A 15,418-nucleotide genomic window follows, 5' to 3' on the forward strand; every position below is an offset into this window, starting at 1 on the left:
GATCATGAGAGTTCGAAAAAGGGTTGGCATGATACCCGCTCTCGATGACCGGATAAAGGCTGAATTGGATAAAATCTGAACAGTTCTTCTGTAACGTCCTGGGAGCAATCCAGGCGAAACAGTCATAAAACTGTCGTTAATCCAGAGTCGTCCGTGAACTTGTGCAGCCGATTCACTCAGGCGAGTGGAAACTCAGACTGTAGTTCACCGCTTTCGGACCGGGGTCAAGAATATCCAGGGCGATGTGAATCGGGGTCTGCGGCGGCATTTCCGCCGCATCCTGCAAGTCACCGCCCAGGTATTCCCCGGGCTTGAAGCTGCGGCTGGCGATCAGGTGGCCGTTGAGGTCGGCGAAGCGCAGCTCAAGCAGCGGGAAGGGTTGGGAGAAGGGCGCGCGGTTATAGATGATGGCGTCCACCACCAGGGCGCCGCTGAATTCCGGATGGCTGCGTACCACCAGGTTGCTGCTCTTGATCCGGGCGATGTCGACCCGGGAAGGTACCGTGCAGCCGAATTCCGGGCACAGTTGCTGGAACCAGGGGCGGTACTGGTCCTGGCGGGCCAGCTCATCAAAGTGATAGGCGACGTATTGTCCCACCAGGCCGCCGGCGGCCAGCAGGATCAGCAGCAGCCAGAGCAGGCGCTTGCCCCAGGGCGAGCGGCGCTTCTGCCAGTCGAGGTGGAGCGGGTCGTCCACCAGGTCCAGCAGCACCTCTTCCTTGACCCCGGGCTCGTTGCGCTCGCGGCGCTTCTTGCCGGAGACGGCGGGCTCGTCGTCCTGGTCGTCCGGGTTGGCAGGCGAGTGAGGTTCCAGGTCATCGTCCAGGCGCAACCTGGGCGCCTGGGGTTCGTCGTCCAGGTCCGCGAGGTTGAACGACAGCGACGGTTCGGTGCGGCTGGGCTTGGGTGGTTCGGCGCTGGGTTCGGCGTCGTCCGGTTGCACCTTGGGGGGCGAAGGCTCGCTGTCGTCCCGTTCGGCGGCGCTGCCGAACAGTCCGTCCGGCCAGTGCGCCTCGTCGGCGTCCTGGGTGTCGCGCCGGGCGCTGAGGCTGCCTTCCTTGTGCTCGCGTTCCTGGCCAAAGGCCTTGGCTGGCTGGATTTCACGCTGTTCGAGCTTGGCCAGTTCCTCATCGAGGTCCAGGTGATCCAGGTCCATCTCGGCGGCCGACCATTGCTTCTGGCTGATGGCGCGCTGAGGAGCGGCAGGGGCCGCGGGGGGGGGCAGATCCGGCTCGGGTGCCGCCGGTGCCGGCGCCACGGTCGCTGCGGGAGCAGCCGGTGGCGCTACGGGTTTGGCAGCGGCTTTCGAGGTGGCAGCTTCCTTGGCCGCGCGCTGCTCGAGCAACTGCCGTGCGGCGTTGAACACCTGCAGGCAGGAGCCACAGCGAACCACTCCACGGGCCACGCTCAACTGGGCGTGGCTGACGCGGAAGCGGGTTTGGCAATGCGGGCACTGGGTGACGAAACTGTCGGTCATGCGGCCATCCGGATTATGCAGGCGGCCATTCTAGCGCCGACGGCCGGTGATGCGCACCCAGCCATCAAGGGTGGCGATCGGGTCCAGATCGAAGTCCTGGGCATAAGCTGCGGCGACTTCCTCGCCCTGTTCGGCAAGGATGCCGGAAAGCGCCAGGCGCCCGCCGGACTTGACCAGCCCCGAAAGCTGCGGCGCCAGGGCCACCAGTGGCCCGGCCAGGATGTTGGCCACCAGTACATCGGCCTGCACCTGGGGCAGTTGCTCGGGCAGGTAGAGCGGGAACAGCTCGTCGGCAATGCCGTTGCGCCCGGCGTTGTCACGGGAGGCTTCCAGGGCTTGCACGTCGATATCGGTGCCCACCGCCTGTTTGGCGCCCAGCAACAGGGCGGCAATGGCCAGGATCCCCGAGCCGCAGCCGAAGTCCAGCACGTTGCAGTCCTTCAGGTCCTGGCCGTCCAGCCATTCCAGGCACAGGGCGGTGGTCGGGTGGGTGCCGGTGCCGAAGGCCAGGCCCGGGTCCAGCAGCAGGTTCACGGCCTCGGGCTCCGGCGCGGCGTGCCAGCTGGGAACGATCCACAGGCGCTGGCCGAAACGCATGGGCTGGAAGTTGTCCATCCAGCTGCGCTCCCAATCCTGGTCTTCGATGACTTCGCTGTGATGCTCGGGCAGCGGGCCGCCGGTCAGCAGCTCCATGTGGGCGAGTACGCTGGCGGCTTCGGTGCCGCCCTCGAACAGGGCCAGCAGATGGGTGTGGGACCAGAGCGGGGTGGTGTTCAGTTCAGGTTCGAAGATCGGCTGATCCTCGGCGTCCATGAAGGTGACCGAGACGGCACCGACTTCAAGAAAAGCGTCTTCGTAGGTTTCGGCTTGTTCTGGGCTGATGGCGAGACGGACTTGCAGCCAAGGCATGGCGGGCACCTTTGAAAATATGTGATGTGCAGCCTAGTGGGCCGCGAGAAGCGCGCAAGTTTACGCGAGACGCCCCTTGGGAGCGAGGGGGATGCCCTGTGCTTGGTCGCAAGGACGGTTGATCAGGGAATGGCCGCTGCGCGGTTCGCGAGCAGGCTCGCTCCTGCAGGGCGGCGGATACGACAAGGCCGCTCGAAAGCGGCCTTGTCGGTGTGGCGGGTGCTGATCAGTGTTGCTCGGCCAGCTTGTGCTCGAGGTAGTGAATGTTCACGCCCCCTTTGCAGAAGCCTTCGTCACGGGTCAGGTCGCGGTGCAGCGGGATGTTGGTCTTGATCCCGTCGACGACGATTTCGTCCAGCGCATTGCGCATGCGCGCCATGGCTTCGTCACGGGTGGCCCCGTAGGTGATCAGCTTGCCGATCAACGAATCGTAGTTCGGTGGAACCGCGTAACCGCTGTACAGGTGCGAGTCGACGCGCACGCCGTTGCCGCCCGGGGCATGGAAATGCTTGACCGTGCCTGGGCTTGGCATGAAGGTTTTCGGGTCTTCGGCGTTGATCCGGCATTCCAGCGCGTGGCCGCGGATCACGACGTCGTCCTGGGTGAAGGACAGCTTGTTGCCGGCGGCAATGCTGAGCATTTCCTTGACGATGTCGATACCGGTCACCATTTCCGATACCGGGTGCTCTACCTGCACGCGAGTGTTCATCTCGATGAAGTAGAAGCGGCCGTTCTCGTAGAGGAACTCGAACGTGCCGGCGCCACGGTAGCCGATGTCGATGCACGCCTTGACGCAGCGGGCGAAGACTTCCTGGCGGGCGGTCTCGTCGATGCCCGGTGCCGGCGCTTCTTCGAGGACTTTCTGGTGCCGACGCTGCAGCGAGCAGTCGCGGTCGCCCAGGTGGATGGCGTTGCCCTGGCCGTCGGACAGCACCTGAACTTCCACGTGACGTGGGTTGGTCAGGAACTTCTCCAGGTAGACCATCGGGTTGCCAAACGCCGCGCCGGCTTCGGAGCGGGTCAGCTTCGCCGAGGCGATCAGGTCTTCTTCCTTGTGCACCACGCGCATGCCGCGACCACCGCCGCCGCCAGCGGCCTTGATGATCACCGGGTAGCCGACTTCACGGCCAATGCGCAGGGCGGTTTCTTCGTCTTCCGGCAGCGGGCCGTCGGAACCTGGAACCGTCGGAACACCGGCTGCGATCATGGCGTGCTTGGCGGAAACCTTGTCGCCCATCAGGCGGATGGTCTCGGCTTTCGGGCCGATGAAGGCGAAGCCGGAGTTTTCCACCTGTTCGGCGAAGTCGGCGTTTTCCGCGAGGAAGCCGTAGCCAGGGTGGATCGCCGTGGCGCCAGTGACTTCAGCGGCCGCGATGATGGCCGGGATGTGCAGGTAGGACTGCGCGGCTTGCGCAGGGCCGATGCATACCGATTCGTCTGCCAGGCCCAGGTGCATCAGCTCCTTGTCGGCCTTGGAGTAGACGGCTACGGTCTTGATCCCCATTTCCTTGCAGGCACGCAGGATCCGCAGGGCGATTTCGCCGCGGTTGGCGATCAGGACTTTTTCCAACTTCGCAGGCTTCAACATCAAAGACTCTCCGCGGTTCAAACGATGGTGAACAGCGGTTGGTCGTACTCAACCGGCTGGCCGTCTTCGACAAGAATGGACTCGATCACACCGCTGGTTTCAGCTTCGATGTGGTTCATCATCTTCATTGCTTCGACGATGCACAGGGTGTCGCCCTTCTTCACGCTCTGGCCGACTTCAACGAAGGCTGGCGAGGTAGGCGAAGACTTGCGGTAGAAAGTACCGACCATCGGCGAACGGGCCACGGTGCCGTTCAGCGCGGGTGCGGCCGGTGCTGCAGGAGCGGCGGCGGCAGCAGGAGCGGCAGCGGCAGGCGCAGCCACTGGGGCGGCAACCGGAGCCGGTGCGTAGTACTGCTGGGCTGGAGTCTTGCTGTGGCGGCTGATGCGTACGGACTCTTCGCCTTCCTTGATCTCCAGCTCGTCGATGCCGGACTCTTCCAGCAGTTCGATCAGTTTCTTAACTTTACGGATATCCATGAATCATCAACTCCCAAGGGTCGGTCAGGGGCGTTTATCGCTTGTCGTTCAAGCGTTTGCCTGACGTTCAAGCTGTTCTAGGGCGGCCTCCAGGGCCAGTCGGTAACCGCTGGCGCCAAGGCCGCAGATCACTCCCACCGCAACATCGGAGAAGTAGGAGTGATGACGGAAAGGTTCGCGTTTGTGCACGTTGGACAAATGCACTTCGATGAATGGGATGCTCACCGCCAGCAGCGCGTCACGTAATGCGACGCTTGTATGCGTAAAAGCTGCTGGATTGATCAAAATGAAATCCACGCCTTCATCGCGGGCGGCATGGATGCGCTCGATCAATTCGTACTCGGCATTGCTCTGCAGGTACTGCAGATGGTGCCCGGCATCACGGGCCCGTTGCTCCAGGTCCTGGTTGATCTGGGCCAGGGTGGTTGCACCGTAGACCCCCGGTTCACGGGTGCCGAGCAGGTTCAGGTTGGGTCCGTGAAGAACCAGTAGGGTGGCCATCGGTTGTTCCTTGTTATCGGGGGCTGTTGTCAGAACCCGGCGACTATGCCGGAAAGACTTTATGACTGTCCAGTTCTCTGCAATAGCCAGCACGATGACCGATGTTTGCGCAAAATATGTGACCGACAGGTTAAATCCGGTCATTTGCCCTCAAGAAGGGGGGCGTGCTTCTTGTCGCCCGTTTCGTCGCTGATGGCGGTGGGTTGTGGTTTGCGCGCCCGTTTCAGAGCCTAGACGCGGAACGCTTGGACGGCCGTATGCAATTGCCCGCCCAGGTCCAGCAGGTTTTCGCCCTGGGCCCGGCCTTCGCCGATGCGCAGCAGGTTGTCGCCGCCCAACTGGTGGATGCGTTCGCTGTGATCGCGGATTTCGCTCACCGCGCCGCTCTGCTGGGCAGTGACATCGGCGATCCGCACGGCGGTATCGGCGATGGTCTGGATCGCCCCGACGATTTCGTCCAGGGCGCCATCGGCGGCCTGGGCCTGGCCGGCGGTGGCCTCGGCGTGCTCGACCTGGGCGCGCATGCCTTGTACCGATTGCTGGGCGGCGGCCTGCAGGCCGGCGATCAGGGTCTGGATCTCCGCGGTGGCCCCGGCGGTGCGCTGGGCCAGGGAGCGCACTTCTTCGGCGACCACGGCAAAACCGCGGCCCATTTCCCCGGCGCGGGCGGCTTCTATGGCGGCGTTGAGGGCCAGCAGGTTGGTCTGGTCGGCGATGGAGCGGATCACCGTCAGCACGCCGCCGATGGTGGCGGATTCCTGCGCCAGGTGTTCGATCATCTGCGCGTTGCCCTGGACTTCCCCGACAAGGGCGTGCAGCCCGGTGAGGCTCAGGCCTATGACTTTCTGCCCCTGCTGCACGGCGAGGCCAGCACTGCGGCTGGCGTCGGCGGCCTGGCTGGCGTCCCCGGCGACCTGCTGGATGGTGGCTTCCAGTTCGCCCAGGGCATCGCGGATCTGTGCGGTGTCGCCGGCCTGGCGCTCGGCGCCGCTGTGCAGGCCGCTGCTCAGGTCGGCCAGGGCGCGGCTGCTGCCGGCCACTTGTTCGGCGTTCTGGCGGATGGTGCCCACCAGGTCCACCAGGTAGGCGCGCAGGCGGTTCAGGGACTCCTCGATGTCATGCAGCTCGCGGTTGGTCTTGCCCAGCTGGATCGGTCGGCTGAAGTCGCCTTCGGCCCAGGTCGACAGCGCCGGGGCGAGGTTGGTCAGAACCCGCGCCAGCTTGCGCTGCAAGGTGTCGATCACCAGGGCGATCAACAGGATCAGGCCGATCATCAGCCCCTGCATCAGCCGCACTTCGCCCTGGATCTGCCCGTGCTGGGCCCGTACCGCCGGTTCCAGCTCGGCGATGGCCTGGCGCACGGCGTTGATCTTCAGCAGGGTTGCGGCGCTCAGGTCGGCGCGCTTCTGGATCTGCTCGCGGGTGCGTTGCAGTTCTGCCGGATAGCGGCTGAGCAGGCTGTTGAGTTCACGCTTGAAGCCTATGCCGGCATCTTCGGCGGCGGCTTTTTCGGTGTTTTCCAGGCCCATCATGGCGGCGAAATCATCGGTGCCCGATTCGCTGCTGGCGGCCACGCCCAATAAAGGCAGGGCTTCGAGCTGATCGGCCTGGGCGCGGATGCTGTTCACTTCCCGTTCCACATCGGCGGCCAGCTCGCTGCGGCCACTGCTCACCAGCTTGTCCCGGGCCAGGGAGAGCTTGCCCAGGTGCTGGGAGGCGGTGAGCAATAAAGGCAGGTAGTTCGCCGCTTCCGCGCTCCTGGCCCCGCTGGCGTATTGGCTGAGCTGCTCCAGGTTCGCGCCCAGCTCGCGTTCGGCCTGCAACAGCAGGGCCTGGGGATCGCCTGCCAGCTTGCCGGCGGCCAGCAGGTCGGTCTTGCTGAAGTCGTCGAGGCTGGCCAGGCTCGGGCGCAGGCTTTGCGCCAGCGGTGGCGGCAGTTCGCCCAGCTCGCCCTGCAGGGTTTCCAGGGCCTGGGCCGCACTGCTCAGGCGCAGGGCATCGCCGCTGGCCAGGTAGTCTTCGATATTGCGCGCCACCTGGTTCTGAAACTGCTGGGACAGCCCCAGGTAGCGCTCCATCAATAGATAGGGGCGTTCCAGGGCCCGTTGCGACCACCACAGCGTCGCCCCCAGGGCGAGGCAAACGGCAACGAGCAGCAGGGTATTGAGATTGGTCAGCAGCTTCAGGCGCATCGGGGCTCTACCAACGGCTTAAATGGTAAGCGCCTGAATTTATTGCGTTTGTATTACAAGGTTATGACCGAATCGGTGGATTCGGATGAAAAGATGGCACTTTGACTTGATCGCGCGGCCTGGACCCGATTGCGCCCGCCATGCTTGGCCCGGTACAGGGCTTCGTCGGCCTGGCTGGCCATCATCAGGCTGTCGGAATCCTCCTGCATTTCCACCACCCCGGCGCTGAAGGTGCACCACAGGTCCTGGGGCTGGGCCGGGTAGTGGATCTCGGCAAAGCGCTGGCGGATTTCGTCCAGAACCTTGCATGCGGCGTCCTGGTCGGTGTCGGGCATGACAATGGCAAATTCTTCGCCGCCGTAGCGGCCGATGAAGTCGGTCTTGCGCAGGCGCTGTTTGAGAAACAGCGCCAGGCTCTTGATCACCCGGTCGCCCATGGGGTGGCCGTGGCTGTCGTTGACCCGCTTGAAGTGGTCGATATCCAGCATGGCGAAGCTCAGCGGCTTGCCCTCGCGACGGGCGCGGAAACTGCAGTCTTCCAGCAGTTGCAGGATATGGGTGTGGTTGTACAGGCCGGTGAGGCTGTCGCGGACCATCCGCGCCTTGAGGTTGCGCGCCCGGGCCGCGCGGTTGCGCACGGTGGTGATCAGGTGCCGGGGCTTGATCGGCTTGGTGAGGAAGTCGTCGCCGCCTTCGCTCATGGCGTCCAGCTGCTTGTCCAGGTCGTCCTCGGCGGACAGGTAGATGATCGGCACGCTGACGTAGCGGTCGTTGTGGCGGATTACCTTGGCCAGCTCGGTGCCGGTGCAGGCCGGCATGTACATGTCGAGAATGATCAGGTCCGGCTGGAAGTCCGCCAGCTCGGCCATGGCTTGGATCGGTTCGATCAGGGTGCGGGTGACGATCCCGGCACTGTTGAGCAGGCGCTCGGTGTGCAGGGCCTGGGCCCGGGAGTCGTCGATGATCAGCACTTTATAAGGTTCGTACTGGGCGACGCAGGTCAGTACTTCGATTTTTTCCAGCAGGCTGGAGGCTTCCAGGGTGCCGGTGAGGAATTCCTGGCCGCCGGCGCGCACTGCGGCCAGGCGCGTCGGGGTGTCGGTTTCATGCAGGCTGAAGAACAGCAGCGGGAGTTTCTGCTCCAGGCCGACCTGGGCCTCGGCGGCCAGGGTCAGGCCCATGCCGGCACCGCAGAAATCCACATCGATGACGATGGCCGCCGGCAGGCGTTCGACCATGGACGAACGAAAGGCCGGAATGCTGTCCAGGGACTGGGCGCTGAGGCCGAAGAATTCCAACTGCTTGGCCAGGCGCTCGGCCCGGTCGTGGTCCTGCAGCATCACGTAGATCGGCTTGCGCAGGGGCGGCAGGAAGGTCTGTTCCAGTTGGTCGCCGTGGCGCAGCCCGGTGCGCGACAGGCGCTGCATCAGGCGGTTGAGGTCGGTGATCAGGTTGCTGCTGAGGCGGCCACGGTTGGCGTCCACCGCTTCCAGGGACTGGCTGATGCTGCGGGCCAGCTGGGTATGTTCGGGTTGTTCGAAACGTTCGGCGAAGCGCAACAGGCGCAGGTTGGCCTCGCACAGCTCCGACATGTCGGTGGTCGACCATTCGCTGCGTTGCAGACGCTGCCATATCTCAAGAATCTGACGTGCCTGATGAATTACCCGCTGGGCAAAGTGGTGCTTGAGGCGCTCACGGCTGGGGTCTTCTGGCTCGGTCATATCCTGACTACTAGTTAGGGTGCATGCTGAGATCGACTGGTGGCTCTATGCTAGCACCACTTTTGTGTCCCATGAGTGTCGTACGTCAATAATGTGCAAAGCGACGTTATTCAGTTCCTGACCGACTGGTCGCGTAGGCTCCGGACTGTGCTTCATTTATAGTGGCCAGCTGATTCGCAATCATTGCGCGGCGCGCATTTGCCGGAAGATTTATCCCGTCAAGGCAAGGCACGATGGAGTAGGGTTGTGGTCGAACCGATGAACTCAAGTGATTGAAAGGACATAGCCATGCTGGATTGGAAGAATCGCGCAGGCAGCGCGCCAGATCGTGCTGCCGAACCCAAGTCGGCGACACGCAGCTATTTCGGTGGCCTGCTGTTCAGTCGTGCCCTGGCCACCTTGCTGGGCCTGTATCTGCTGGTCACCGGTGCCCTGGGCTGGTACTGGAGCCAGGAGCCGGCGCTGTTCCCGGTCCAGCAGAACGCCCAGATCGCCGCCGAGAAGGAAGGCCGACAGATGGTGGTGGGCTACACCACCGTGGAAACCCTGAAGACCGTGGTCGGCACCCTGCTGGACAAGCCGGGTGGCTACATTTCCAACGACCGTTTTCCACCGGGGCTGTGGATGGACAACATGCCGAGCTGGGAATACGGCGTGCTGGTCCAGGTCCGCGACCTGACCCGTGCCCTGCGCAAGGACTTCGCCCGTTCCCAGTCGCAGTCCGCAGAAGACGCCGACCTGGCCAAGGCCGAGCCGCGCTTCAACTTCGACAACAAGAGCTGGATCCTGCCGTCCAGCGAATCGGAATACCAGGAAGGCATCAACTCCCTGAGCCGCTACCAGGCGCGTCTGTCCGATCCGAACCAGAAGACCGCGCAGTTCTATGCCCGCGCCGACAATCTCAACAACTGGCTGGGTGACGTTGGCACGCGCCTGGGCTCGCTGTCCCAGCGCCTGTCGGCCAGCGTCGGCCGGGTCAAGCTCAATACTGCTCTGAAGACCGAAGTGCCGGCCCCGGGCCAGGGCCCGCAGGTTGATGAAGAAGTGGTGGAAACCCCGTGGATGCAGATCGACAACGTGTTCTACGAAGCCCGTGGCCAGGCCTGGGCGCTGTCGCACCTGCTGCGGGCCATCGAGGTGGACTTCGCCGATGTGCTGGCGAAGAAGAACGCCACCGTCAGCGTGCGCCAGATCATTCGCGAACTGGAAGCGTCCCAGGAGCCGGTCTGGAGCCCGATGATTCTCAATGGCAGCGGCTTCGGCGTGCTGGCCAACCACTCGCTGGTGATGGCCAACTATATTTCCCGGGCCAACGCGGCGGTCATCGACTTGCGTCAATTGCTCAATCAAGGCTGATCCATGGTCGCAACCGACAAAGAGGCGGCCCACCGCGCCGCCTCCGATGCAGAACAGATTGCCTGGGTCGATGGCGAAGACCAGTTGCTGGGTGCCATGGTCCGTTCCGAGTTGCGCGAGCGCGGCCTGATCGGGCGTGGCACCTACATCATGCTGTTCAACTCCGCCGGTGAGCTGTGCGTGCACCGGCGAACCCTGAGCAAGGCCATCTACCCGGGCTACTGGGACGTCGCCGCCGGCGGCATGGTCCTGGCCAGCGAGAGCTACGCCGAGTCGGCCGCCCGGGAACTGGAGGAGGAACTGGGGGTGAGCGGGGTGGAACTGGTCGCCCACGATCATTTCTTCTTCGAGGACACCGGCAACCGCCTCTGGTGCTCGGCGTTCTGTGCGGTGTGGGACGGCCCGCTGCGCCTGCAGCCGGAAGAAGTCCTCGAAGCGCACTTCATGCCACTGGATCAGGTGCTGCGGGAAATTCACGAAAAGCCCTATTGCCCGGACTCCCTGGCTGCCCTGCAGCGCTATCTGGCACGGCGTCGCTAAAGTTGCATAAATTGGCGCTGATTGGCTCTTAGCAACCGGGCTTTTTGCCGTTACACTGCGCGACTTTTCAAGCTGAACCAGGCTGCCCTGGTTCAGTAGCGCTGCCCCTGCCTGAGTGGGGCTTCGCGGTCGATGGCACCGCCATGTGCTTCGACCAGTCTTTGTCCTCCCAAGAGGATTGCCGGTGGCCAAAAAAGCCGCATCCTTCGCCGCCCTTGGTGGCCTGGTATTTTCCACCGACGCAGGTCGACATTGCCCGGACTGTAGCCAGCCGGTAGCCGCCTGTATCTGCAACCAAACCGTGATCCCGGCCGGCGACGGCATTGCCCGCGTGCGCCGCGAAAGCAAGGGCCGTGGCGGCAAGACGGTGACCACCATCACCGGCGTGCCCCTGGCCGAAGATGCCCTCAAGGAGCTGGCCACGACGCTGAAGAAACGCTGTGGTACCGGCGGCGCCCTGAAAGACGGCGTCATCGAAATCCAGGGCGACCATGTCGAGCTACTCTTGGCGGAACTGGTCAAGCACGGTTTCAAGGCGAAGAAGTCCGGCGGCTAGCAGCCTCTGTGAAAACCACCTGTGACTGGACCCTGTCTTGATTCGCTCAGGACACCGGCGTCGTCTCCATGGTTTTCACAGAGCCTGTTCATGAACGGTTTCTAAACTCGGCACGGCGGGCGCGGTCTATTGCGCTTGCAGGCTAATCGTCATTTTCATTCTTTAGACTGCGCCAGCCCTGGAGTGGGGCGGCGCTCTATGACTTCTTTATAGGGGACTTCGATGTCCGTACGACGCACACGTAAAGACGATGGCAGCCAATGGACAGTTGCGGACAGCCGCAGTGTCTACGGGATTCGCCATTGGGGGGCCGGGTATTTCGCGATCAATGACGCCGGTCGCGTCGAAGTTCGTCCGAACGGCCCGAGCAGCTTGCCCATCGATCTGTTCGAGCAGGTCGAGGAGCTGCGCAAGAGCGGCTTGTCCCTGCCGTTGCTGGTGCGCTTCCCGGACATCCTCCAGGACCGCGTGCGCCAGCTGACCGGTGCCTTCGATGCCAACATCGGGCGCCTGGAATACCAGAGCAAGTACACCGCGCTGTACCCGATCAAGGTCAACCAGCAAGAAGCGGTGATCGAGAACATCATCGCCACCCAGAATGTTTCCATCGGCCTGGAAGCCGGCTCCAAGCCGGAGCTGCTGGCGGTCCTGGCCCTGGCGCCCAAGGGCGGCACCATTGTCTGCAACGGCTACAAGGACCGCGAGTTCATCCGCCTGGCGCTGATGGGCCAGAAGCTGGGCCACAACGTGTTCATCGTCATCGAGAAAGAGTCCGAAGTGGGCCTGGTGATCGAGGAAGCGGCGTCCCTCAAGGTCAAGCCACAGGTGGGCCTGCGGGTGCGCCTGTCGTCCCTGGCTTCGAGCAAGTGGGCCGACACCGGTGGTGAAAAGTCCAAGTTCGGCCTGTCGGCGGCGCAACTGCTGTCGGTGGTGGAGCGTTTCCGCGCCGCCGGCCTGGACCAGGGCATCCGCCTGCTGCACTTCCACATGGGCTCGCAGATCGCCAACCTGGCGGACTACCAGCACGGCTTCAAGGAAGCGATCCGCTACTACGGCGAGCTGCGCAACCTCGGCCTGCCGGTGGACCACATCGACGTCGGCGGCGGCCTGGGTGTGGACTACGACGGCACCCACTCGCGCAACGCCAGTTCGATCAACTACGACATGGACGACTACGCCGGCGTGGTGGTGGGCATGCTCAAGGAATTCTGCGATGCGCAGAGCCTGCCGCACCCGCACATCTTCTCCGAGAGCGGCCGCTCCCTGACCGCCCACCACGCCATGCTGGTGGTGCAGGTCACCGACGTCGAGAAGCACAACGACGACGTGCCGCAGATCGACAACAAGCAGGAGCTGCCGGAAACCGTGCAATGGCTGGTGGACCTGCTGGGCCCGACTGACATTGAAATGGTCACCGAAACCTACTGGCGCGCCACTCACTACATGAGCGACGTGGCGGCCCAGTACGCCGACGGCAAGCTGACCCTGGCCGAGAAAGCCCTGGCCGAGCAGTGCTACTTCGCCGTATGCCGGCGCCTGCACAACTCGCTCAAGGCGCGCCAGCGTTCCCACCGCCAGGTGCTGGACGAACTCAACGACAAGCTGGCCGACAAGTACATCTGCAACTTCTCGGTATTCCAGAGCCTGCCGGACACCTGGGCCATCGGCCAGGTCCTGCCGATCCTGCCGCTGCACCGCCTCGACGAAGAGCCGCTGCGCCGCGCGGTGCTGCAGGACCTGACCTGCGACTCCGACGGCAAGATCAAGCAGTACGTCGACGAGCAGAGCATCGAGACCAGCCTGCCGGTACACGGCCTCAACGAGGGCGAGGACTACCTGCTGGGGATCTTCCTGGTGGGCGCCTACCAGGAAATCCTTGGTGACATGCACAACCTGTTCGGCGACACCGACTCGGTGAACATCTACCAGCGGGCCAATGGCAGCGTGTACCACGCCGGGATCGAGACCCACGACACCATCGAAGACATGCTGCGCTACGTGCACCTGTCGCCGGAGGAGTTGATGACCCACTACCGCGACAAGGTGGCCAGCGCCAAGATCAGCGCCGCCGAGCGTACCCAGTTCCTTGACGCATTGCGCCTGGGCCTGACCCGTTCGTCCTACCTGTCTTCCTGACAGCCCCGGCGAACCCTGGAAACCCACCGCTTGCGGTGGGTTTTTTTTGCCCGCAATTCAGGCTGTGCGGCCTGCGGGCACGAGGTTCAGCGAGCCTCGGCGAACCAGCGGTCGCGGCGCTGCAGGTGCCAGGCGAAGGCGCCCAGGGTCAGGCTGCGCAGGAACATGAACAGCAGGAACGTCAGCCACAGGCCGTGGTTGCCCAGGCCTTGCAGCGCCCAGGCAAAGGGCAGCAGCAGGAGCACGGTCAGGAGCATGCCGTTGCGCATTTCCCGGGCCCGGGTGGCGCCGATGAACAGGCCGTCCAGCAGGTAGCTCCAGACCGCAATCAACGGCAGTACGGCGAGGTAGGGCAGGTAGGTAAAGGCGGTCTGGCGCACGTCGGGAATATCGGTCTGCATTTCGATGAACAGGTGACCGCCCAGCAGGAACAGCACGGCGAACCCCAGGCTGGCCAGCAGCGACCAGCCTCCGGCTACCACCAGCGAGCGGCGCAGGGCCGGGCGGTCATGGGCGCCGATGGCGTGGCCGCACAGGGCCTCCACTGCGTGGGCCAGGCCATCCAGGGCATGGGCGGTAAGCAGCAGGCCGTTGAGCAGCAGGGCATTGGCCGCCACTGTGGCATCGCCCAGGCGGGCGCCTTGCACGGTGATCAGGAAGAACACCGATTGCAGGGCCAGGCTGCGGATGAAGATGTCACGATTGACCGCCAGCAGCGGGCGCCAGCTCTGCCAGCGGCGCAATGCCGCCCAGGCGATTTGCCCCGGATAGGCCCGCAGGGCCGGCCGGGTCATGGCCAGGCCGACCAGCGCGCCGCTCCATTCGGCGATCACCGAAGCCCGGGCCGAGCCCACCACGCCCCAGTCCAGGCCGAGGACGAACCACAGGTTGAGGGCGATGTTCAGCACGTTGGTGCTGAGCAGGATGGCCAGCGGTGCCCGGGCGTTCTGGGTACCGAGAAACCAGCCCACCAGGGCGAAGCTGGCCAGGGCCGCGGGCAGGCCCAGCAGGCGGGTGTGGAAAAAGCTCCGGGTCATCTGGTCCAGCTCCGCCGAGGGCTGCATCAGGTGCAGCGCCGCGCCGCTCAGGGGCACGCCTATGGCGCCCAGCAGCAGCGCCAGCCCCATGGCCAGTATCAAGCCCTGGAGCAGGATCTGCCGCAGCGCCGCCCCGTCGCCGCGCCCGGCGGCCTGGGCGGCGAAGCCGGTGGCGCCCATGCGCAGGAAGCCCATGGCCCAGGCCAGGAAGGTATAGAGGCTGGCACCAACCGCCACGGCGCCCAGCTGGTGGGCGTGGGGCAGGTGGCCGATCACCATGCTGTCCACCAGCGCTACCAGGGGCACGGAAATGTTCGACAGGATCATCGGCGCGGCCAGGGCCCAGACGCGGCGATGGGTGGGGCGGTGACGCCAATCGGAAATCAGGGGGGGCATGCAGGCTCCTTGCGAGAGCGGGCATTGTACCCGGCGCCCGCGGGCGCCGGGGGTTAGTGCGGGGGGATCAGTGGATGATCCAGCTCAGCAGCCAGAGGCCGAGCACCAGCCAGATGATGCCGAGGATGATCGAGGCTCGCATGAAGGCGCGGATCGCCGAGTACAGGAACATCAGGCCGATGATCAGGGCAATGATGCTGACGATCGAGGTGTCCATGCCCAGAGCGCGGGACAGGCCGTCGACAAAGTTGCCCCCGGCGTGGGTCAGGGTATTGAACAACCCGCTGAGCAGGTCGACGATAAAGCGGATCACCGAGCCGATGGCCTGGCCGAGCCATTCGAAGAAACTTTCTACCTGCATGTGCGCGTCCTGATGAAAGATGGGCCGAGTGCCCGAGCTCAAGCTTGGGCCATGAACACCCGTGGCGAGTTCCCTGTTAAGCATAGAAGCTGCCGGGGGTTGCGCATTCTGGAGGAGCCGGCTGGCCAGCGAAAGCGCTCTTGCGTCCCACGCCCATCCCCCGGAAGCT

General features: G+C 64.2%; 13 protein-coding genes. 4 read left to right on the forward strand and 9 right to left on the reverse strand.

The window, feature by feature from the left end:
• Positions 1-172: 172 nt before the first annotated feature.
• The 7 genes from BM382_RS22745 to gcbA all read right to left on the reverse strand — a co-directional run bounded on the left by BM382_RS22745 (position 173) and on the right by gcbA (position 8,867).
• On the reverse strand, positions 173-1,477 hold the full coding sequence (locus BM382_RS22745) for a DUF3426 domain-containing protein (RefSeq protein WP_053148860.1): 1,305 nt from the start codon (positions 1,475-1,477) through the stop codon (positions 173-175).
• A 30-nt stretch (positions 1,478-1,507) separates the two neighbouring features.
• The gene (gene prmA / locus BM382_RS22750) at positions 1,508-2,386 is read right to left on the reverse strand and encodes a 50S ribosomal protein L11 methyltransferase (protein WP_011059039.1); all 879 of its coding nucleotides are present in this window, start codon (positions 2,384-2,386) and stop codon (positions 1,508-1,510) included.
• 226 nt (positions 2,387-2,612) lie between these two features.
• Positions 2,613-3,974 carry an acetyl-CoA carboxylase biotin carboxylase subunit gene (gene accC, locus BM382_RS22755; protein WP_015633996.1) on the reverse strand — a complete coding sequence of 454 codons (1,362 nt, stop codon included), beginning with the start codon at positions 3,972-3,974 and terminating at the stop codon, positions 2,613-2,615.
• A 17-nt stretch (positions 3,975-3,991) separates the two neighbouring features.
• The gene (gene accB, locus BM382_RS22760; protein WP_015633997.1) at positions 3,992-4,453 is read right to left on the reverse strand and encodes an acetyl-CoA carboxylase biotin carboxyl carrier protein; all 462 of its coding nucleotides are present in this window, start codon (positions 4,451-4,453) and stop codon (positions 3,992-3,994) included.
• Between the two features lie 48 nt (positions 4,454-4,501).
• Positions 4,502-4,954: a type II 3-dehydroquinate dehydratase gene (gene aroQ, locus BM382_RS22765; RefSeq protein ID WP_011059042.1), complete on the reverse strand. Its 453-nt coding sequence runs from the start codon at positions 4,952-4,954 to the stop codon at positions 4,502-4,504.
• Positions 4,955-5,184: 230 nt separating this feature from the next.
• On the reverse strand, positions 5,185-7,146 hold the full coding sequence (locus tag BM382_RS22770; RefSeq protein ID WP_011059043.1) for a methyl-accepting chemotaxis protein: 1,962 nt from the start codon (positions 7,144-7,146) through the stop codon (positions 5,185-5,187).
• Between the two features lie 53 nt (positions 7,147-7,199).
• Positions 7,200-8,867 carry a diguanylate cyclase GcbA gene (gene gcbA / locus BM382_RS22775; RefSeq protein ID WP_015634000.1) on the reverse strand — a complete coding sequence of 556 codons (1,668 nt, stop codon included), beginning with the start codon at positions 8,865-8,867 and terminating at the stop codon, positions 7,200-7,202.
• A gap of 288 nt (positions 8,868-9,155) precedes the next feature.
• Here gcbA and BM382_RS22780 point away from each other — a divergent pair, with 288 nt between their 5' ends.
• From BM382_RS22780 to speA, 4 genes are all read left to right on the forward strand, one after another.
• Positions 9,156-10,223 (forward strand): DUF2333 family protein, encoded by a 1,068-nt coding sequence (locus BM382_RS22780; RefSeq protein ID WP_011059045.1) that lies wholly within the window; start codon positions 9,156-9,158, stop codon positions 10,221-10,223.
• A gap of 3 nt (positions 10,224-10,226) precedes the next feature.
• Complete coding sequence (locus tag BM382_RS22785; protein ID WP_011059046.1) at positions 10,227-10,763, forward strand: NUDIX hydrolase; 537 nt, start codon at positions 10,227-10,229, stop codon at positions 10,761-10,763.
• 184 nt (positions 10,764-10,947) lie between these two features.
• Positions 10,948-11,319 (forward strand): translation initiation factor Sui1, encoded by a 372-nt coding sequence (locus tag BM382_RS22790; protein ID WP_011059047.1) that lies wholly within the window; start codon positions 10,948-10,950, stop codon positions 11,317-11,319.
• 222 nt (positions 11,320-11,541) lie between these two features.
• Positions 11,542-13,455 carry an arginine decarboxylase gene (speA, locus tag BM382_RS22795; RefSeq protein WP_011059048.1) on the forward strand — a complete coding sequence of 638 codons (1,914 nt, stop codon included), beginning with the start codon at positions 11,542-11,544 and terminating at the stop codon, positions 13,453-13,455.
• 86 nt (positions 13,456-13,541) lie between these two features.
• Here the strand turns inward: speA and BM382_RS22800 are convergent, their stop codons facing one another.
• The gene (locus BM382_RS22800) at positions 13,542-14,888 is read right to left on the reverse strand and encodes an MATE family efflux transporter (protein ID WP_072443985.1); all 1,347 of its coding nucleotides are present in this window, start codon (positions 14,886-14,888) and stop codon (positions 13,542-13,544) included.
• Positions 14,889-14,955: 67 nt separating this feature from the next.
• Complete coding sequence (locus BM382_RS22805) at positions 14,956-15,249, reverse strand: hypothetical protein (protein ID WP_011059050.1); 294 nt, start codon at positions 15,247-15,249, stop codon at positions 14,956-14,958.
• Positions 15,250-15,418 lie beyond the last annotated feature (169 nt).

Source organism: Pseudomonas sp. NFPP25, from assembly GCF_900116505.1.
GTDB lineage: Bacteria > Pseudomonadota > Gammaproteobacteria > Pseudomonadales > Pseudomonadaceae > Aquipseudomonas > Aquipseudomonas protegens.